Origin of the sequence: Pseudoclavibacter sp. Z016, from assembly GCF_002931215.1 — a bacterium.
Classification (GTDB): domain Bacteria; phylum Actinomycetota; class Actinomycetes; order Actinomycetales; family Microbacteriaceae; genus Pseudoclavibacter.
In genome coordinates, this window is record NZ_PSTU01000011.1 from 807,219 (window position 1) to 825,224 (window position 18,006).

15 protein-coding genes are annotated in these 18,006 nt (G+C 68.2%); 5 read left to right on the forward strand and 10 right to left on the reverse strand.

Annotation, left to right across the window (positions count from 1 at the left end):
- The first annotated feature begins 59 nt into the window (after nucleotides 1-59).
- Complete coding sequence (locus C5B99_RS09905; RefSeq protein ID WP_104241563.1) at nucleotides 60-800, forward strand: SOS response-associated peptidase; 741 nt, start codon at nucleotides 60-62, stop codon at nucleotides 798-800.
- An 11-nt stretch (nucleotides 801-811) separates the two neighbouring features.
- Here the strand turns inward: C5B99_RS09905 and C5B99_RS09910 are convergent, their stop codons facing one another.
- The 4 genes from C5B99_RS09910 to C5B99_RS09925 all read right to left on the reverse strand — a co-directional run bounded on the left by C5B99_RS09910 (nucleotide 812) and on the right by C5B99_RS09925 (nucleotide 6,711).
- A complete protein-coding gene (locus tag C5B99_RS09910; RefSeq protein ID WP_104241564.1) occupies nucleotides 812-1,498 on the reverse strand; it encodes a FadR/GntR family transcriptional regulator in 687 nt (228 codons plus the stop codon).
- 105 nt (nucleotides 1,499-1,603) lie between these two features.
- On the reverse strand, nucleotides 1,604-4,114 hold the full coding sequence (locus C5B99_RS09915; RefSeq protein ID WP_104241565.1) for a glycosyl hydrolase: 2,511 nt from the start codon (nucleotides 4,112-4,114) through the stop codon (nucleotides 1,604-1,606).
- The gene (locus tag C5B99_RS09920) at nucleotides 4,111-5,427 is read right to left on the reverse strand and encodes an MFS transporter (RefSeq protein WP_181057787.1); all 1,317 of its coding nucleotides are present in this window, start codon (nucleotides 5,425-5,427) and stop codon (nucleotides 4,111-4,113) included. Before C5B99_RS09920 ends, C5B99_RS09915 begins: the two co-directional genes overlap by 4 nt.
- 135 nt (nucleotides 5,428-5,562) lie before the next feature.
- Complete coding sequence (locus tag C5B99_RS09925) at nucleotides 5,563-6,711, reverse strand: mandelate racemase/muconate lactonizing enzyme family protein (protein WP_104241567.1); 1,149 nt, start codon at nucleotides 6,709-6,711, stop codon at nucleotides 5,563-5,565.
- Nucleotides 6,712-6,891: 180 nt separating this feature from the next.
- Here C5B99_RS09925 and C5B99_RS09930 point away from each other — a divergent pair, with 180 nt between their 5' ends.
- Both C5B99_RS09930 and dnaE read left to right on the forward strand, forming a co-directional pair.
- The gene (locus C5B99_RS09930; protein ID WP_104241568.1) at nucleotides 6,892-7,176 is read left to right on the forward strand and encodes a hypothetical protein; all 285 of its coding nucleotides are present in this window, start codon (nucleotides 6,892-6,894) and stop codon (nucleotides 7,174-7,176) included.
- Nucleotides 7,177-7,183: 7 nt separating this feature from the next.
- The gene (gene dnaE / locus C5B99_RS09935) at nucleotides 7,184-10,537 is read left to right on the forward strand and encodes a DNA polymerase III subunit alpha (RefSeq protein WP_104241569.1); all 3,354 of its coding nucleotides are present in this window, start codon (nucleotides 7,184-7,186) and stop codon (nucleotides 10,535-10,537) included.
- On the opposite strand, the gene C5B99_RS09940 is transcribed toward dnaE, so the two are convergent.
- Entirely contained in the window at nucleotides 10,456-11,085 is a 630-nt protein-coding gene (locus C5B99_RS09940) for a GNAT family N-acetyltransferase (RefSeq protein WP_181062961.1), read from the reverse strand. The two genes, dnaE and C5B99_RS09940, sit on opposite strands and share 82 nt — an antisense overlap.
- A 111-nt stretch (nucleotides 11,086-11,196) precedes the next feature.
- On the opposite strand from C5B99_RS09940, the gene C5B99_RS09945 reads away from it, so the two are divergent.
- Together C5B99_RS09945 and C5B99_RS09950 are read left to right on the forward strand one after the other, a co-directional pair.
- Nucleotides 11,197-11,976 carry a response regulator transcription factor gene (locus C5B99_RS09945; protein ID WP_104241571.1) on the forward strand — a complete coding sequence of 260 codons (780 nt, stop codon included), beginning with the start codon at nucleotides 11,197-11,199 and terminating at the stop codon, nucleotides 11,974-11,976.
- Nucleotides 11,973-13,502: a cell wall metabolism sensor histidine kinase WalK gene (locus tag C5B99_RS09950; protein ID WP_104241572.1), complete on the forward strand. Its 1,530-nt coding sequence runs from the start codon at nucleotides 11,973-11,975 to the stop codon at nucleotides 13,500-13,502. The genes C5B99_RS09945 and C5B99_RS09950 overlap by 4 nt, the downstream gene beginning before the upstream one ends.
- Here C5B99_RS09950 and C5B99_RS09955 read toward each other — a convergent pair.
- From C5B99_RS09955 to C5B99_RS19005, 5 genes are all read right to left on the reverse strand, one after another.
- On the reverse strand, nucleotides 13,499-14,389 hold the full coding sequence (locus tag C5B99_RS09955; protein ID WP_104241573.1) for a DUF817 domain-containing protein: 891 nt from the start codon (nucleotides 14,387-14,389) through the stop codon (nucleotides 13,499-13,501). The genes C5B99_RS09950 and C5B99_RS09955 overlap by 4 nt on opposite strands.
- Nucleotides 14,390-15,642: 1,253 nt before the next feature.
- Nucleotides 15,643-15,906 carry a hypothetical protein gene (locus C5B99_RS09960; RefSeq protein ID WP_104241574.1) on the reverse strand — a complete coding sequence of 88 codons (264 nt, stop codon included), beginning with the start codon at nucleotides 15,904-15,906 and terminating at the stop codon, nucleotides 15,643-15,645.
- Between the two features lie 461 nt (nucleotides 15,907-16,367).
- The gene (locus C5B99_RS09965; RefSeq protein ID WP_104241575.1) at nucleotides 16,368-16,964 is read right to left on the reverse strand and encodes a hypothetical protein; all 597 of its coding nucleotides are present in this window, start codon (nucleotides 16,962-16,964) and stop codon (nucleotides 16,368-16,370) included.
- 2 nt (nucleotides 16,965-16,966) lie between these two features.
- Nucleotides 16,967-17,164 carry a hypothetical protein gene (locus tag C5B99_RS09970; protein ID WP_104241576.1) on the reverse strand — a complete coding sequence of 66 codons (198 nt, stop codon included), beginning with the start codon at nucleotides 17,162-17,164 and terminating at the stop codon, nucleotides 16,967-16,969.
- Nucleotides 17,165-17,398: 234 nt separating this feature from the next.
- Nucleotides 17,399-17,617 carry a hypothetical protein gene (locus C5B99_RS19005; protein WP_146080981.1) on the reverse strand — a complete coding sequence of 73 codons (219 nt, stop codon included), beginning with the start codon at nucleotides 17,615-17,617 and terminating at the stop codon, nucleotides 17,399-17,401.
- Between the last annotated feature and the right edge of the window lie 389 nt (nucleotides 17,618-18,006).

Consider the following 18,006-nt stretch of genomic DNA (forward strand, 5'->3'; position numbering starts at 1 on the left):
TACAGAGAATCCGAAGCTTGCAGCGCGCGCCGTGGGCGGCGCTGTCGTAGCGTTGGGCCATGTGCGGTCGCTATGTCACCCCAGCAGTCGAGCACGTCGAGGCGCTCTTCGATATCGAGGCCCTCGGCGCTGATCTGCCGGAGCCGTCGTTCAACACTCCCCCGACCGACCCGGTCCCCGTGGTGGTGGAGCCCGAGCCCAAGGGCGGTGGGGCCGCGGTTCGCCGCGTCGAGCGTGCGAGGTGGGGGCTGCTGCCGCCGTTCGCGAAGGATCCGAGCTTCTCGTCAAAGGCGTTCAATGCGCGCATCGAGACGGTGCTGGAGAAGCCGACGTTCCGTGGGCCGGTGAAGCAGCGGCGAGCGATCGTGCCCGCTGTCGGCTACTACGAGTGGCGCAAGAAGGCAGATGGCACGAAGTCCGGGTCGAAGACGCCGTTCTTCATCCACCCGGAGCACGACGACGAGCTCATCGCGTTCGCTGGCCTGTACTCCTGGTGGGCGGACCCCACGAAGCCCGGCGATGATCCGTCCAGGTGGCTGCTGACGACGACGATCCTGACGCGGGGGTCGACGGGTGAGCTGGCGAGCATCCATGACCGCATGCCGCTCATGCTGCCGCGCGCGCTCTGGGATGCGTGGCTCGACCAGTCGGTGGTGGGCACGCAGGGGCTGCTCGACGAGGCGAGCCAGGCGGGTGTCGAGCTGGCGTCGACGCTCGCCATGCACGAGGTCGGCCCCGAGGTGGGTCGGGTGTCTAGCACGGGGCCGCAGCTGATGGCCCCCGTCAGCACGCCGGGGTAGTCAGCGAGGAGTCAGGAGCCGGTGCCGCGGGCGGCTCGGCGCGCGGTGGACGCCGCGAGGTGGGTGCGCACTGCCGCTGCGGCAGCGACGGGGTCGGCGAGGCGGATGGCGTCGGCGACAGCCCGGTGCTCGGCGAGCACGGCGGCGGCCTCGGCCGCGTTGCGGTCCACGTCGGAGATGCGCGCGGGAGGCAGGATGATGGCGCGCGCGCCCATCCGGTCGAGGGCCGTCAGGAAGTAGCGGTTGCCGGACGCGGCTGCGATCGCACGGTGGAAGGCGAAGTCCGCGTCGACGGTCTCGCTCGGCAAGCTCGCCTTCGCGAGGGAGGCGAGGGCCGCGTCGATCTCGGCGATCTCCTGCGCTGACGGGGAGCGGGCCGCGAGCGCGGCGGCCTCGACCTCCACGGCGATTCGGAAGGCGTGGAGCTCTGCGCGCTCCGCTTCGGAGTGCGCGCCCAGCCAGTCGTCGCCAGTCGTCGCGACGGGAGGGGTGAGGGCGTAGCTTCCCGATCCCACCCGCGTGCGCACGAGGCCGCGCGACTGCAGGCGGTGCAGCGCTTCGCGGACGACGCTCCGGCTTGCCCCGAACTCCTCGACGAGGCCGCCCTCGCTCGGCAGCCGGTCGCCGGGAGCGATGCTTCCCTCGACGATGCGGTCAGCCAGGACCTTGGCGATCTCCTCGGCGCGCGTCATGCTCATGCACACATCGTGCCATCCCTCGCCCGGACGCCGTGCGGGGCGGGCGGGGGCCTCGAGGAGGAAGCTCCTCGGGGCGCGTCTCCGACGGTGTGCGTCCGACGCGCGTCAGTCAGCGCTGAGCCGCAGCGTCGGCACCCGGAGGATGCCGGAGCGCACCCCGTCCCGCCTTCGGCTCGCATCCTGCACTCGGAACCTGACGCCGTTCGCGGCTCGCGCCGCGGGGCTCGTCCCATCGATCGCCCGCGCCGCGGCCCCTCGAACCCCGAGCGCGGAGACCGTCACCGTGATCGTGTGGCGCCCCACGGCGAGCCGTCCGAGCTGGACGGAGTAGGGCGCCCGCCAGACGCTCCCCACGGGCAGGCCGTCCACCTCGACGCTCGCAGCCGCGCCGACAGGCGGGTCAGCCGGGAGCGCGAAGGAGTTCTCCCGACGCTCGGCCCTGACCTCGGGCACGTTGGCGTCGCCGAAGTCGAGGGCAGCGGAGGCGGGGCGCTCGAGCTCCACCGTCGTCTCGTACACCAGCTGCTCGTCGTCGTGGGCGACCTCCGGGTCGTCCTCCCACGTGTGGGGCAGCGTGACGGGCCGACGTCCGCTGGATGTGCGCACGAACCAGCCTGCCGCGAGGGGCTCCTCGTGGCCGTGGCCCAGCACCGGGCCGGTCGTCTCCAGCTCGTCGACGCCCACCGGCCCCTCTCCCCGAGTCTGGCCGACGAGCACGGCCTCGTAGGACCCGAGGCGCACGGTACGGCTGGCGTCGTCCCGCACCACCGCTCGTCTCCGCCCGGAGACGGCGTCCCACACGGTGAGCGTGCTGTCGTCGCAGGCTCTCAACACGACGTCGGCCGAACGCTCCCCGGTGTTCACCAGCAGGGAGATGCGCGAGCCCTCGAGCTGGCGGGTCGTGACCCCGACGGTGTCCGGTGCGCTCGTCGCGAGCGGCGGGACCATCCCGTGCACGGCGGCGCGGATCTCTGCCCGCCGCTCCTGGCCGAGGGACGCCGAGAGGTGGACCACGCGAACACCCGCCGACGACAGGAGCTGCGCCGCGGCGGCGGAGAGCGCGCAGCCCGCCGGCACGAGCAGCACCTCGAAGCGGTCTGCGCCGCCGACCTCGAGGAGCGCGTCGTCGACGAGGTCGTAGTCGAGGCCGGTGGTGCGCACCGCCGAGACGAACTCGTCGTCCACGTAGCGACGAGTCTGCCGCCATAGGTCGAACGGACGCTCCCCCTCGGCGCTCGCCAGCAGCTCGGCCACCGGATGGTAGATGGCGACCTGCGCGATCCGCTCGCCCAGCTGGAGGACGGCGCTCACGCGAGCGAGCCCAGAGAACAGCTCACGCGCGACCGGCCACCACGGGTTCCTCGAGTCGAGAGCACCGGACGCGTAGAACACCGGCTGTCCGTGACCGAGCGCTCCCCCGAGCGGCCAGCCGTGGCCGACGAGGAGGTTGACGCCACTCAGCAGATGCTCGTAGGCCTCCCCCAGCAGGTCGGCCGGCCCCGCCCGGAACGACGGTGAATGCACCCAGGTCCACGTCTCCGAGGACACGGGCGACCTGCCGTAGGCGCCGGCCGCGGAGACCGCCCACGCGTTCTTCGTCCATCGCCGCCATCCCCACCCCTCGCCCTCGATGAGATCCACGTCGCGATAGCTGCTCATGAGCATGGGCGGCTCCCCGTAGCACTGCGCGCGGAAGAGCAGGCCGTGTCCGTGCGCCCAGTCTCCGAACGCCTGCACGAAGTGCTCCTCGAACAGCTCCCTGAGCGTCGTCATGACGTCGGTGCGCACCCGAGCCGTGCCGTCGCCGTCGATCTCCAGCCGCCAGAGCTCCGGGAGCAGGTCGTAGCCCCGTCGAGCGAGGAACTCCCGAGGAAGCTCCGTCGTCCAATCGGACTCGTACACCTCGAAGCTGTCGCAGAACCCCGCGTGCACACGCGTGGCCCCCGCCGCGGCCAGGAGTGGCGTCGCGACCGCCTCCAGGTGCGCCTGCACGGCGACCGCCGAGTAGTGGTCGAGCACCAGCCCCTCAGCACCTCGGGGCGCGCGCTTCACGTTCTGGCCGGTGAGGCGAGAGACCGCGACCAGGAGAACTCTCGGCCCGCCGCCCAGGGCCGGGACGTGGATGCGCTCCCCGCATTCGGCGAGCACCCACTCGGCGGGCAGCTCCTGGATGGAGCCGGCGCCCACGTACGCGCTCACCAGCGCATCACCGTCGAACGAGGGCCGGAAGACGAGCTCGGTCGCGCCGGGTGCGAGCTCGATCCGCTCCCAGTGGAGCCCCCGAGCTGCCGTCGACGCGTCGACGTGCGGCCCGCCGAACGGCCATCCCGCGCCGAGCGTGAGATCGAAGCGCAGCCCCCGCCGCCGCGCCCCTCGCGCGGCGAAGCCCACGAGCGAGAGGAACTCCGGATCACCGAAACGCGGCCCGCCCTCATCCACCGGGTACACGAATGCGAGCTCGACCCCGCCGATCCCAGCGGCCAGCATGGCGTCCAGGTCGGCGTCGATCGCCGCCTCGCTCACGTGCGTCGAGAACCACCACCAGCGCATGAGCGGTGCCGCGTGACCGGTCTCGCCCCGGAGCACCTGCACGACCTCCTGCATCGTGCCGCTCATCCCCGCACCTCGAGGCGCGCCCGGTCCGCGGATGCGCTCTGCTCGGCGGCGGCGTCCGCCTCCTCCTGGTCGATGACGGTCGTGCGCTGGCGCGCGAACACCACGAAGGCGAGGACCACCGCGACGAGGCAGGAGCCAGCGAGGAACCCGAAGAGCGCCCCAGGGCCGGTCGCCAGGACGACCGGAGTGACGAGCACGAGCGCCGACGAGCCGAATCGCGCAATGGCGATGATCGCGCCCTGCGCTGAGGAACGCAGCAGCGTCGGGAACGACTCCTGGGTCCAGATCTTCATGATGCCCTCCCCAGCGAACACGGTGCCGATGAGCCACAGGAACATCATGATGTTCAGCGTCGACTCAGTCACGCCGAAGACGAGCGGAACGCACATGGCCGTGATCGTGCAGATCGCGCCTCCCACGAACCAGCTCATCCGCCACCGTGTCCCGACGACCCGCATGAACAGGAGGACGAGGATCGCGCCGAGGAACATGGTGATGAGCTTCACCGTCGAGTAGACCTGGACCGTGGAGTCGGCAACCTCCGTGTACATGTAGGCCCCGTACTGGCTCACCGTGTTCGAACCGAGGTTCATGAGCGTGTAGAAGACGGCGAGCACGATGAAGTACTTCGCGAAGGGCGCCCTGAGGAGCGTCTTCAGCGTGCTCCACCCGAGCGCCGCATCCGAGCGGCTCGTGGCACCCGCCTTCTCCGCCTCGCGCTGCTCGAGCCACAGCGTCGACTCCGGAACCGCGAACCTCGCGACGAGCGTCAGCAGGGTGACCACGAGGATGTGCCCGAACAGGATCTGCGCCCCGAGCTGGCCCATGCTGCCGACGATGGTCGCGAGCCCGAGCGCGACCATGCTGCCGATCTTCCAGAGGAAGTGGGTGAAGCCGATCATGCTGCTGCGCAGTCCGGACTTGGCCATCTCCGAGATCGTCGCGAGGGAGACCGGCAGGTCAGCGCCCGCGCCGAGCCCGACGAGGATCATGCCGGCGAGCAGCCCTGGGAACACCTCGACGAACACCAGCAGCGCCGAACCCGCGGCGATCATGACCATGGTCGCGATGAAGACCGCCTTGCGTCCGAGCAGATCGCCGAGGCGCCCGCCGAAGAGGGCGCCGATGGCAACCGAGAACGTGAGCGCCGAGGACAGCACCCCGATGATCTCCGGGGTCAGGGCCAGGGTGTCCTTGAGGAGCACCAGGGCCGTCCCGCTCGAGGTCATCGCGGCGGCGTCGATATAGGACGCCATTCCCGAGATGAGTGCGATCCACCACATCTTGCGGGTGGACATTGGCTTCTTGGACATGTTCGAGGACCTCTCTGTCAGTATCGCCGACGACATCGTCGGCAAGCGCGCGGCTCAGGCCGCGCAGTCGAACTCATGGCCTCGGCGACGCGCGCCGAGGAAGTGGTGGTGGTGTCCGCTCAGGCGGTCAGGCGGTCAGACGGTCAGCGTGACGCTCTCGGTCGTCCAGGCGCGGGCCTGCTCGCTGAAGGTGAAGCCGAGCCCTGGGCGGTCGGGGACGAGCATCCGCCCGTCGCGCGTCTCGAGGCGCTCCTCGAAGAGGGGGTCGAGCCAGTCGAAGTGCTCGACCCACGGCTCACGCGGGTAGCACGCGGCGAGGTGCAGGTGGATCTCCATCGCGAAGTGCGGGGCGAGGTCGAGGCCCGCCTCGTCGGCGAGGGTCATGAGGCGCAGGAAGTTCGTGATCCCGCCGATGCGGGGCGCATCCGGCTGGATGATGTCGCAGGCCCTCGCGGCGATGAGCTGCCGGTGCTCGGCGACCGACGCGAGCATCTCCCCCGTCGCGATCGGGGTGTCGAGCGCGCGTGCGAGGTCGGCGTGCCCTTCGGCGTCGTAGGCGTCGAGTGGCTCCTCGATCCACGCGAGGTCGAGCTCCTCGAAGCGCCGCCCCATGCGCAGCGCGGTCGCGCGGTCCCACTGCTGGTTCGCGTCGACCATGAGCGGCACGCTCGCGCCGATGTGCTCGCGGACGGCGCGGACTCGGCGGAGGTCCTCGGCGGTGTCCGGCAGCCCGACCTTGACCTTGATCCCGCCGATGCCCTCCGCGATCGACTGCGTCGCACGCTCGCGGACCTCGTCGAGGGACGCGTTCAGGAACCCGCCTGACGTGTTGTACGTCCGGACCGAGTCCCGGTGCGCGCCGAGCAGCTTCGAGAGGGGCAGGCCGGCCCGCTTCGCCTTGAGGTCGTAGAGCGCGATATCGAGTGCCGCGAGCGCCTGGGTCGCGACGCCGGAGCGGCCGACGGATGCTCCGGCCCAGAGCAGCTTCGAGTACAGCTTCTGGATGTCGTTCGGGTCCTCACCGAGCGCGGCCTCGGCGACCTCGCGGGCGTGGGCGTACTGGGCGGCGCCGCCGGCGCGCTTCGAGTAGCTGAAGCCGTGGCCGGAGAAGCCCTGCGCTGTCTGGATCTCGGCGATGAGGAAGACGACCTCCGTCATGGGCTTCTGCCTCCCCGTGAAGACCTTCGCGTCGGAGATCGGAGTGGCCAGCGGGAGGCGGAGCTTGGACAGCTCGATCGAACGGATGGAGTCTGCCGAACGGGTGGCGTCTGGGGTGTGAGTCATAGTCCTTCGTCCTTGAGGGTGACGTTCTTCCCGAAAGCTATCAGACAGATTTAGAATCTGTCTAGCTTGAACTCCCCCACCTTCATCCTGTGACTGAGGCTTGCGGTTGCCACTGTCGGTGGTGCGATTTACGCTGGATGCACGTTCGAATACAGATTCGAAGAAGCGAAGGAGGAGCCCATGCCGACCGTCATCGACGACAACATCGAGGTCGCCATCAGCGGCGACGGGCAGCCGACCTCCTTCGTGTGGCAGCGCTTCCTCTACACCGTCACCGGCCAGCCGCAGGCCTACTTCCGCAGACTCCCGCCGTGGTGGCACGGAGACTCCTCCCCCACGCGCATCGACCAGGAGCTGTGGCGCGTCACCGCCGTTCGCGACAGCCCCCGCGAACAGCACGGGGAGCACCTGTACGACCTCTGTCGCGCCCCAGGCGGCTGGCGACTCGCACTGAGCTGGGAGTGACGACGCGATGAGCTTCCCGCACCTGCACGTCTCGTCGGGCTTCAGCGCGCACTATGCGGTCTCGCCTCCCGAGGTGCTGGCCCAGGCCGCCGCCGAGCGAGACCTCGACACGCTCGCGCTCACCGACCGCGACGGCATCTCCGGCGCGGTCAAGCACCTCCTCGCATGCAGGACCGCGAGCCTTCGGGCTGTCCTCGGCAGCGAACTCGCCGTGCACGACGAGCGAGGCGAGCCCCTCGGCCGGGTCGTCGTGCTCGCAGCCGGAGGTGACGGCGGCTCCGGGTACGCGGCGCTCTGCCGGGCCGTCTCAGCCGCCCACGAGACCACCGCGAGCGCCGCCACGCGCATCCACGAGCCGAGCATCCCCCTCGCCCGCCTGGCCGAGCTCGCCTGCACCGACGAGGGGGCGACGAGACTCACCGTCCTGCTCGGCCCGACGAGCGACGTCGGCACGGCAGCCTCAGCTGCCCAGCTGGGTCTGGCCAGAGAGCGTCTGCGTGCTTGGCGGCACGGGCTCCCGCGCGCCTCGCTCGTCGTCGAGATCGTCTGCCATCTCGCCGAGCCTGGCACCCCGGGGTCGGTCACGGCCGCGACGCGGATGCTGGGCCTCGCAACAGAGTCCGGGCTGCGGGCAGTGCTCACCAACGCCGTGCGCTACGCCTCCCCCGAGGAGGCGGCGACGGTCGACATCGCCGATGCCGTGCGGGCGAGGCGTGCGCTCGACGACATCGAGCTGGCGCCGACGGCGCAGGCCTGGCTCAAGCCGGCGAACCTCATGCGGCAGGTCGCGCGCATGGTGGCGGATGCCGGCGGGCACGCAGCCTCGGCCGCCGATGACCTCCTCGCCCAGACGAGGCTGCTCGCCGAGAGCTGCGTCATCGACCCGGAGCGAGATGCGGGTATCGGCACCCCGCGCATGCCGGAGGTCAGCCGCTTCGGCATCCACGGCGACCCATTCGAGGTGCTCAGGGCGAAGGCGGAAGCCGCGATCCCCGCGCGCTACCCGGGTGCATCCGCCGCCCACGAGCGGGAGCTGCAGGACCGCCTCGCCCACGAGCTCAGGACGGTGCGGAAGCTGGGCTTCGCCCCCTACTTCCTCACCGTCTCGCACGTCGTCGAGCTCATCAAGGAGATGGGGGTCCGCGTGCAGGCCAGGGGTTCAGGTGTCGGATCGCTGCTCAACTACCTCCTGTACACGAGCCACGTCGAGCCCGTCTCCCTCGGGCTCATCTGGGAGCGCTTCCTCTCCGATGAGCGACGCACGCTCCCCGACATCGACCTCGATGTGGAGAGCGCAGAGCGCCACCGCGTCTACCACCGCATCTTCGACGAGTTCGGCGGGCAGCGGGTCACCCTCATGTCGATGGTCAACACCTACGGGTCGAGGGGCGCAGTCCGCGATGCGGGCCTCGCCCTCGGGCTCGCCGACGGCGAAGTCGACCGCATCGCCAAGGAGCTGTGGCGCTTCTCCGCGAAGCGCTTCAGGCAGGCCCTCGCCGAGAAGCCCGAGCTTCGCGAGTTCGCGGAGGAGGTGCGTCGCTCACGGCAGCTCGAGGTGCTCGTGGAGGCGACGGAGCGGCTCGACTCCCTGCCGAGGCACATCTCCGTGCACCCGTGCGGGGTCATCCTCTCCGATGTCTCGCTCCTCGACCGCACTCCCGTGCAGATGTCGGGGATCGGCCTGCCCATGAGCCAGTTCGACAAGCACGACATGGACCCGATGGGGCTCATCAAGCTCGACATCCTCGGGGTGCGCATGCAAAGCGCCATGGCCCACGCCGTGAAGGAGCTGAAGCGCACCCGCGGTGAGGAACTCGACCTCGATGCGCTTCCCCTCGACGACGAGGCGACCTACGAGACCATCCGCTCGACGAAGACCCTCGGCATCTTCCAGGTCGAGAGCCCGGGGCAGATGGAGCTCGTCGGCAAGCTGCAGCCAGAGGTGTTCAACGACCTCGTCATCGACATCTCCCTGTTCCGCCCTGGCCCCATGCAGAACAACATGCCACTCCACTTCCTCAGGGCCCGCCACGGGGAGGTGATGCCCGACTACATCCATCCGAGGCTCAAGCCGATCCTGCTCGAGACGAAAGGCGTCGTCGTCTTCCACGAGCAGGTCATGCGCATCTTCGACGAGCTCACGGGGTGCGGCCTCGAGCTCGCCGACGTGTACCGACGCTGGCTCGCGAAGCCCGAGCTCGTGCCGCGCATCGAGGAGCTCGTGCGCGGCAGGGCCGCAGAGCGTGGGTTCCCGCCAGAGATCATCGATCGGTCATGGAAGGTGCTCGCCGGCTTCGGCAGCTTCGGCTTCGCGAAAGCCCACGGCGCTGCGTTCGCCCTGCCCACCTTCCAGAGCGCCTGGCTCAAGACCCATCGAGCCGCGCACTTCTGGGCGGGCCTCCTCACCCACGACCCCGGCATGTGGGGCAAGGACCTCATCATCGCCGAGGCGAGGCATCTGGGCATCCCGCTCCTCCCGATCGACGTGCAGCGTTCAGGGCTCGAGTACACGGTCGAGCCGCTCCCGGATGGACGCGACGGGGTTCGCATGTCCCTCGCGGATGTGCGCGGCATGTCATCGGCGGAACGCGACAGGGTCGCCGAGCACCAGCCGTTCGACTCGCTCGCCGACTTCCGCGCTCGTGTCCGACCACGCCGGAGCACGCTCGACTCCCTCGCCAGAGTGGGGGCGCTCGACGTGTTCATCGACTACGAGCCGCGCAGGCGGCACGAGCTGCTCGCGTTCATCCGCTCGCTCACGAGCACGCCGACGCGAGTACCGGAGCACCAGCAGGCGTTCGCGTTCCCCCTGCCCATCCCGGAGCTTCGCGGGGTGACCACCATGGACCTGCACGGGAAGACGCAGACCGACCTGGAGCTGCAGGAGCTCGGCCTCGGCGTGAGCCGGCACCAGATGGAGCGCTTCTTCCCGCTCTTCCGTCAGCTCGGAGTCACTCCAGCGAGCTCGCTCATGGACCTGCCAGGCGGCACCGACGTGCTCATCGCGGGGGTGCGGCGTGCCACGAACACCCCACCCATGCGTGGCGGACGGCGCACGGTGTTCGTCTCCCTCGACGACAGCACCGGACTCTCGCAGATCGTGTTCTTCCACGACGCGCAGGAGCGTGCAGGCAACCGGGTGTTCCGCACGCACTACATGCTGGCGCGGGGGAAGACTCGCCGATCGGGCGCCAAGGGCATCTCCGTGACGGGCGACATGGCGTGGGACCTCCTCGAGGTCGCACAGCTCATGTCCGCGTCCGGTGCCGCGGGAACCGCTCAGACGAGGTCGAGCGCCGTGGTCCTCGAGTCGTCCGAACGGGAGACCTCCGCCAGCCCGAGGCGCCTCGCGAGCGCGTAGGACGCCTCGTTCTCCAGGTCCATGACCGCGAGCACGCGCTTCACGCCGACATAGTCGCGCAGGTACTCGACCAGCGCATCCGCCGCCTCGGTGGCGAAGCCCTGTCCCGCGCATCCCGGGTGCATGATCCAGCCGAGCTCCGCAGAGCGGTGCTCGGGCTCGACGTCGCGCAGGTGCACCGACACGTCCCCGATGAGCTTGCCGTCGTGCTCGACGGCCAGGGCCATGAAGTCGCCCGTCTGCCAGAGACGCGTGTGCGTCGTGCGGCGGCTCAGGTGCTCGGTCGCCTCCGTCAGGTCGCGCTGCTTCCAGTGCAGGTAGCGGACGACCTCGGCGTCGGACACGATCTCGTGCCAGGCCTCCGCGTCACGCACGTCGTGGGGGCGGAGCACCAGGCGCTCCGTGAACAGCTGGGGCGCGTCGAACGGACGCTCGGTGCGGGGGCCGCGGAGGAAACGCGGACGGTGGAAGAGGCCACCCTGCAGGTCCTTCTTGACGCCCGGCGCACGGCTCCCGAGGTCGGGCTGCTGGATTCGCTGGAGTGTCATGCGTCGCAGGTTACGAACTCCTCTCATGCCCCGCGTGAGAGAAGATTTGAGCTTCCTATGAGGAGCAGCGAACACCCCGCCACGACGCCGTTCCCATGACACGATGATGGAATGCCCGATTCCGCCGCCGCTGACCCGATCATCGAGCCCGGTCGCCGTCGGGCGGTCCTCGCGCAGCTCCCCCGACTCCACCGCCCAGACGGCACCCCCATCCGCGTGCTGCTCGTCGACGACGAAGAGACCCTGACGAACCTCGTCAGCCTCGCCCTCTCCTACGAGGGGTGGCAGGTCGGCGTCGCCAACAACGGCCGGGATGCGCTCGCGAAGTTCACCGCCGAGCGGCCGGACGTCGTCGTGCTCGACATCATGCTCCCGGACATCGACGGCCTCAGCATTCTCAGGAACCTCCGAGGTCAGGGACACGCCACACCGGTGCTCTTCCTCACCGCGAAGGACTCCATCGACGACCGCATCATCGGGCTCACCGCCGGCGGCGACGACTACATGACGAAGCCCTTCAGCCTCGAGGAGCTCGTCGCCAGACTGCGCGGCCTCATCCAGCGCGCCGGTGAGGCGGTCGCCGACGACGCCTCCCAGCTGCGGGTCGGCGACCTCTTCCTCGACGAGAGCAGCTACGAGGTGCGCCGCGGCAGCGACCCCGTCGCGCTCACCACCACCGAGTTCGAGCTGCTGCGCTACTTCATGCGCAACCCGAAGCGGGTCCTCAGCAGAGCCCAGATCCTCGACCGCGTCTGGAACTACGACTTCGCCGGCAAGGCGAGCATCGTCGACCTGTACGTGTCCTACCTGCGCAAGAAGATCGACGCCGGCCGCACCCCCATGATCCACACGGTGCGCGGCGTCGGCTACGTCATCAGGCCAGCAGAATGAGGCCGTGGACGCTGCGCGCGCGCATCATCGTCGGCGTCACCCTCGTCGTCGCCTTCGTGATGAGCGCGATCGGCATCATGAACGTCGTCACCCTCAACTCCGCCATCACGAGCGTCGTCAACACGCAGCTCGCCGCCTCCATGTCGGTGCTGGAGAACTCCGTCGACAAGTACCGCGTCGACGTCCCGGGCACGCATCCGCACCCCTCGAAGATGGGCGACTCGGCGGCGCCGAAGGTCAAGCCCCTCATCAACTTCGTCGGCCACGCGCCGGGCACCATCATCGCCCTCGCCCACGACGGCGAGATCATCGACTCCGCATCGTTCAGCGAGACCTCCGCGGTCGAATGCGACCAGACCATCAAGAACGAGCTCACGGCACTGGTCCAGTCGCCCGGCTTCGCGACCCAGCACTCGCTGCTCGAGACGATCAAGCTCGATGACGCCGCCGGCGACTTCCGCGTCATGATCCACGAGTGGGACGGCGACCCGAGCTACGCCCTCATCTCCGCCGTCTCCCTCGACACCGCCCGTGACGCGACCTTCAACCAGACCGTCCTCACGCTCGTGCTCTCCTCGCTCGGGATCGGCCTCATCGTCCTCCTCGTTGCGCTCGTCATGCGAGTCGCCATGCGTCCCCTGTCGCGCGTGGTCACGGCCGCCGAGAACGTCGCGCAGATGCCCCTCGCCTCTGGCGAGGTCGGCCTCCGCAGGGCCGTGAAGCTCGACGACATCGACCCTCGCACCGAGGTCGGCAAGGTGAGCGAGGCCCTCGACAAGCTCCTCGCGCACGTCGACGAGGCCTTCGCCGTGCGCACCGCGGCGGACCAGCGGATGCGTCGCTTCGTCACGGACGCGAGCCACGAGCTGCGGACGCCGCTCGCCGCGATCCAGGGGTACGCGGAGCTCACCCGGCAGGATTCGGCGTCGCTGCCCGACACCACCGAGCGGTCTCTCGCACGCATCGAGTCCGAGGCGACTCGCATGAGCTCGCTGGTCAACGACCTCCTCCTGCTCGCCCGCCTCGACGAGGGACAGGACCTGCAGTTCGACACGGTCGACCTGTCCGAGCTCGTCATCAACGCCGTCAGCGACGCGCAGGCGAGCGACGCCGACCGCCACTGGAGCGCGACCGTGCCGCCCAGCGAGGTCTCGGTGCTCGGCGACTGGGAGCGCCTCCACCAGATCGTCGTGAACCTGCTCTCCAACGCCAGCCTGCACACCCCGAAGGGCACGCACGTCAACGTCTCCGTGCGCTACGAGCTCGCGGCCGCGTCGGCGACGGGGCGCGAGGCGGTCCTCATCGTTCGCGACGACGGGCCGGGCATCCCCCAGACGCTCCGCGAGGATCTCTTCTCGCGGTTCGCCCGCGGCGACTCCGCCAGGACCCGCGCGTCCGGCAGCACTGGCCTCGGACTCGCGATCGTGAAGTCCATCGTCGAGGCGCACGGCGGACAGATCGCCGCCGAGTCCGAGGACGGCGCCGCCTTCATCGTGCGGATCCCCGCGGCCAAGGCCTGGGACTAGCCCGTAACCTCACGAGACACGGGAACTGCGCCCTCTCCGCTGCCTGGCGGCCTCGGCGGGTACGCGAGCGTGACCATCACCACGGAGATGATCATGAGCAGGAACCACGAGAGGAGCTTCGTGATCGACACGAGCTCCCAGCCGTGCTCCTGATTCGGGTACACCCACGCACCGACGAAGGTGCCGATGTTCTCGGCGAACCAGATGAACAGGGCGACGAGCAGGAACGCCACGAGCAAGGGCATCCGGAGCGTCCTCCGGAACACGCGGAAGTGCATCCACGTGCGGCCCCACAGCACGGCCACGAACACCAGGAGCACGTACCGGAAGTCGTAGGCGTAGTGGTGCGTGAAGAAGTTCACGTAGATGGCCACGGCCGCGACCACGGTGAGCCAGATGCGCGGGTACCTGGAGAACCGCAGGTCGAAGAGCCGGTAGACGCGGCACATGTACGAGCCGACCGCCGCGTACATGAAGCCCGTGTAGAGCGGCACGGGGCCGATGTGCAGCACTCCCCCAGACGCGTAGCTCCACGAGCCGACGCTCGTCTTGAACAGCTCCATTCCCGTGCCGACGACGTGGAAGGCGAGGATGACCAGCAGCTCGCGGCCGGTCTCGAGCCTGGCCACGACCATGAAGATCTGGATTGCGACGGCGGCGATGACGAGGGCATCGTTGCGTGCCAGCAGCGCATCGTCCGGATACCAGAGTCTCGCGGCGATGATCACGACGAGCATGAGCGCCCCGAAGATGCACGCCCAGGCCTGCTTGAGCCCGAAGACCAGGAACTCGACGAGGCCGGCCCTGAGGCCGCGTGCGGGGGCACGCTCGAGGAGGCGCCCCGCGACGTCGTCGATGCGCTGCTCGAGGCTCGTGAATCTGGCCACCTGGAACCGCCGCTCTCCTCCAGCGCCAACGATCGGCGCACGTCGAATGGCCGACACTAGCGGCACCTGTCCGCGAGCCCGCTGAGGCTGGCCATGACGCCCGGGAACCGTCCGCGTCGACGGGGACAGGGAGAGGGGGAAGAGATCGATCCACAGAGACCGGGATTCCGGGCCGATCACTGGACGCCTCCTCGCGCGGTGGCGCGGAATGCGAAAGGCCCGCTTCCTCGAAAGGAAGCGGGCCTTGTGCCGCAGTTACATTTTGCTCTTTCGAGCAATCCCAACTTGTGCGGATCTGGTTGCGGGGGCAGGATTTGAACCTACGACCTCCGGGCTATGTGACGCCGCACCCGAGTTGCCCAGCATTACCGGTACTCATCCCAGGTCAGCCTGCAGTTTCGAACTGAATGAGCGGCAGTAGCGGGATCACTCAGGACCTACAAGGTTCGGAGCCTTTGCGTACTTTTGTGCGTCTTCTTGGGCTTGGAAATCCCTGCTTCAGCGTGGAGTTCTTGGGTTCGATTCCGAAGGTCCGAGGGGTTCGTCGGGTCCGTGTAGTGCCTTGCTCGCACCTTTTCGGAGTTCCCGAATTGGGCGTCGAGGACCGCGATCGGGACGGTGCCGTCATTGTAGAGCGTGTGCAGCGTGGTCCTCCAGACGTGGGTCCGCTCGGTATTGAGGAGCGGAATCTTGAGCGCCGTCGCATCTCCGCGTCAGACTTCGTTACCTGTCCTGGAAACGGGACTGACCCCAGGATGGTCGACATCGGATCGTTGCGGCGCTGATTGGCACGCTGCTCAGCAGCCTCTATGAACTTCGACTCTTCACGGCCGTAGGCGAAGCTCAGCCCGTGGTCGACGCTCAGTGGGCGGTTGATCGACCCGATCTTGATCTCGAGATCGATCGGAGGCCGTTCAGGCTGCCCGCCAGCCTGCGCACGGAGCACCAGCGCTTGGATCTCCCCCATTTTGAGCGACTCGTGTCTCGGTCGATGTGCGGACATAGACCGCCCCGTTCGCGAGGCTGTGCTTCGTGTCCTGCTTGTCGCTGGGCTGGAACGCCTTGTGACACGGAAACATGGTCTGCCCTGGCTCAGGAGGCAGCGCGACGACAACGAGTACTTCGCGGGTTGGATCCTCGCCAGCTGGCAACCGGAAGATCTCAGGCAAGGGGAAGTGCTCGCCGATATACGGTTGCAGCGAGCGCAGCAGCTCCTGGTCTTCGATGCCCTTGGGTATGCCCGGAGCGCTGCCCTAGTGAGCGCCGATGACCATGACGGCATGTCCGTGGAAGAAGCGTGACGCCGACTTCGGGTCGCGGTTCGCTGCACCGAGCAGGAACTCTGCTACTTTCGCCCGGCCCAATGGCTTGTTGAGGTCGACGTCGCTCTTGACTTCGAGATACCCCGTCTCTGCTTCATCGCCGAGCATCAAGATGCGCTCGAGGATCGCCATCCTCACGTCGCGGTGCAGGGGGTTCATGCTCGCGTTGAGCTCAGGAGGACCAGGCGCAGTCATGTGCTGATTCTGACAGCTAGACGAGCCCGACCGCGGCGCGCTGCAACGCAGAATCCTGCGGCGGCGGGGTGATGCTCTGAGAGAGTTGCTCTGCCGAACATCCGAGAGAAGAGAGCCCTCCCGGGCAGCAACGTGATCTGCGCCGAGAAGGCTTCGTCCACGATCGAGATGAACTACAAGTCGAGTCGCTCCGTCGGTACATCGTCCGGGTGCGCGAGCCGCTGTGTTGGTAGCTCACTCCAGTCCCCCGCGCCGCTCGGTGCAGCGAACGGGAGGCGTTCTGTCGCCTCGTCGAAGGGCAGCCGTTTTGTTGCTGCGTATGGTTCGCTGCAATCGGCAGATACGCCGCCGGCGAGCACCTTGTGACGAGAACATGCGAGAAAACAAGCCGTCCCGGCGCAGCAGAGATACTGCGCCGGGAGGGCTTTCCTGGGTATGTGTGCTCGGGGCACGGGGCGAAGCTAGCTCGCGGAGATGAAGGGCTTACCCCAGCAATCGACCAGCACCGCGACGGCACCAGCGGTGATCATGCCGGCGGCTGCAGCGGCTGCAGCGGCAGCAGGTCCGGCCGCGATCATGCCTCCCACAGCGCCTGAGAGGATGCCGGTCGTCATGGCCTTGCTGACGCACTGATCCCAGCTGCCTTCCCAACCCTCGACAGCGCGCGGATTGTCGGTGCGGCTACTGCTGCTTTCGGCGGATGACGCAGAAGGCTCTGGCGTGATGACGCGAACCTGGTTGTCCGACACGCGCTCAATCGTCAGGGCGTACGTACCGGCATCCGTGGTGACTTCGTTGGCAAGCGCTTGCAAGCCGCTGCCTGTCTGGAGCGTGAAGACGCCGTTCGACTCCGTGATGGAGCCGTCTGGGACGGTGATGAGCGCTGACGTCGACGACTCGTTCACGATCTCGAATCCATCCCCCTGGATGGTGTTCGTCGACTGGACCTGGGCTTGCTGCGTCGTTTGCGGACTTGCTGATGCGGCTGTCGCTCCGAAGATGGACACCGATGCGATGGCAAGACTTGCGAGGGCAGTCTTTGTGGTGGTCTTCAGCACGTCTATACCTCTTCTGTTTCCTCGATCACGTCCCTGGGCCGCAGTCGTTGCGTGACATATCGCACCAGGATTGCCAGCGGCAAAATAATGAAGACTGAGACCAGGACATTAAATGGTGGATCAAGCCGGTCGAAGATGAAGATAACGCTGACGATAAAGACAATCGCCACCAGGAGATAAGGCAACCAGCGCCGAATCATAGGCGTGCTCCAATCGTTGCGCCGTGCACCATTGCGGGCACCTGGCTTCCGTGGCTGCTCTTCTCGACGTTATCGAGGATGGAACGGCGAGGTCAAATTCGCCCTCACGCGCCACTCGGGTTCTTTCTGAGCCTGACGCGGCCTGCGATCGCCATGTTGATGAACAGGAGAAGCCCCGACGCGGTGGACTTCTCCATCACACGTCGAGGTCGGGGCAAGCTTCCGCGAGTTGAGTCAGCGCACCTCACGTGCGTGGGATCGGAACCGAAGGCTGACGAGGTTGGCGCTGCCGTCAGCGTTGCTGGCCTCGACAGTGGCCGTCACGCCCGGCAGCAATCTGTAGTTGCAGTTCGGCTGCAGCTTGCCACGACCGAGACCACGGAGGAGCCGGCGCGAGCTCGCTACGACGGCGTATTCCTCGAGCAGCGATCCGCCCTCGCGAATCGCAGCCATGACAGCCCCGACAGCGGGGTATCCCCGACGCCACAGCTGAGGCGTCTTTGCGATGCGAGCAGCGCGGAGCCATTCTCGTCGAGATCCCGCGCTGATGAAGAGCTGAGTCTCATCGCTGTGGTGCGTGCGCGGCACGCTGTGCACGCGACCCAGGACTGCGAGCCCGATCTCGATCCGGACCGGGAGAGCCGCAGCCTCATGTGTCCCGGATGCCCCATTAGGTGCAGTAGGCACAGCCAGCATCGACCCTCCGACCGGTAGCTTCGTTCGATCAAAGACATCCGATGTGCCCGTCATGGGCACCCCTCCTCGGTGTTGGTGTGCTTGCGCAGCGGTCCTTTTGTCCGGCGCGCACAGCGACGCGCGCCGCCCCCGACAGGCGCTGACCA

Excerpts from the sequence above, each read along its gene's own strand:
- C5B99_RS09905 (WP_104241563.1), top strand. The coding sequence starts at position 60 with ATGTGCGGTCGCTATGTCACCCCAGCAGTCGAGCACGTCGAGGCGCTC.
- C5B99_RS09910 (WP_104241564.1), bottom strand. The coding sequence starts at position 1,498 with ATGAGCATGACGCGCGCCGAGGAGATCGCCAAGGTCCTGGCTGACCGC.
- C5B99_RS09915 (WP_104241565.1), bottom strand. The coding sequence starts at position 4,114 with ATGAGCGGCACGATGCAGGAGGTCGTGCAGGTGCTCCGGGGCGAGACC.
- C5B99_RS09920 (WP_181057787.1), bottom strand. The coding sequence starts at position 5,427 with ATGTCCAAGAAGCCAATGTCCACCCGCAAGATGTGGTGGATCGCACTC.
- C5B99_RS09925 (WP_104241567.1), bottom strand. The coding sequence starts at position 6,711 with ATGACTCACACCCCAGACGCCACCCGTTCGGCAGACTCCATCCGTTCG.
- C5B99_RS09930 (WP_104241568.1), top strand. The coding sequence starts at position 6,892 with ATGCCGACCGTCATCGACGACAACATCGAGGTCGCCATCAGCGGCGAC.
- dnaE (WP_104241569.1), top strand. The coding sequence starts at position 7,184 with ATGAGCTTCCCGCACCTGCACGTCTCGTCGGGCTTCAGCGCGCACTAT.
- C5B99_RS09940 (WP_181062961.1), bottom strand. The coding sequence starts at position 11,085 with ATGACACTCCAGCGAATCCAGCAGCCCGACCTCGGGAGCCGTGCGCCG.
- C5B99_RS09945 (WP_104241571.1), top strand. The coding sequence starts at position 11,197 with ATGCCCGATTCCGCCGCCGCTGACCCGATCATCGAGCCCGGTCGCCGT.
- C5B99_RS09950 (WP_104241572.1), top strand. The coding sequence starts at position 11,973 with ATGAGGCCGTGGACGCTGCGCGCGCGCATCATCGTCGGCGTCACCCTC.
- C5B99_RS09960 (WP_104241574.1), bottom strand. The coding sequence starts at position 15,906 with ATGACTGCGCCTGGTCCTCCTGAGCTCAACGCGAGCATGAACCCCCTG.
- C5B99_RS09970 (WP_104241576.1), bottom strand. The coding sequence starts at position 17,164 with ATGATTCGGCGCTGGTTGCCTTATCTCCTGGTGGCGATTGTCTTTATC.
- C5B99_RS19005 (WP_146080981.1), bottom strand. The coding sequence starts at position 17,617 with ATGGCTGCGATTCGCGAGGGCGGATCGCTGCTCGAGGAATACGCCGTC.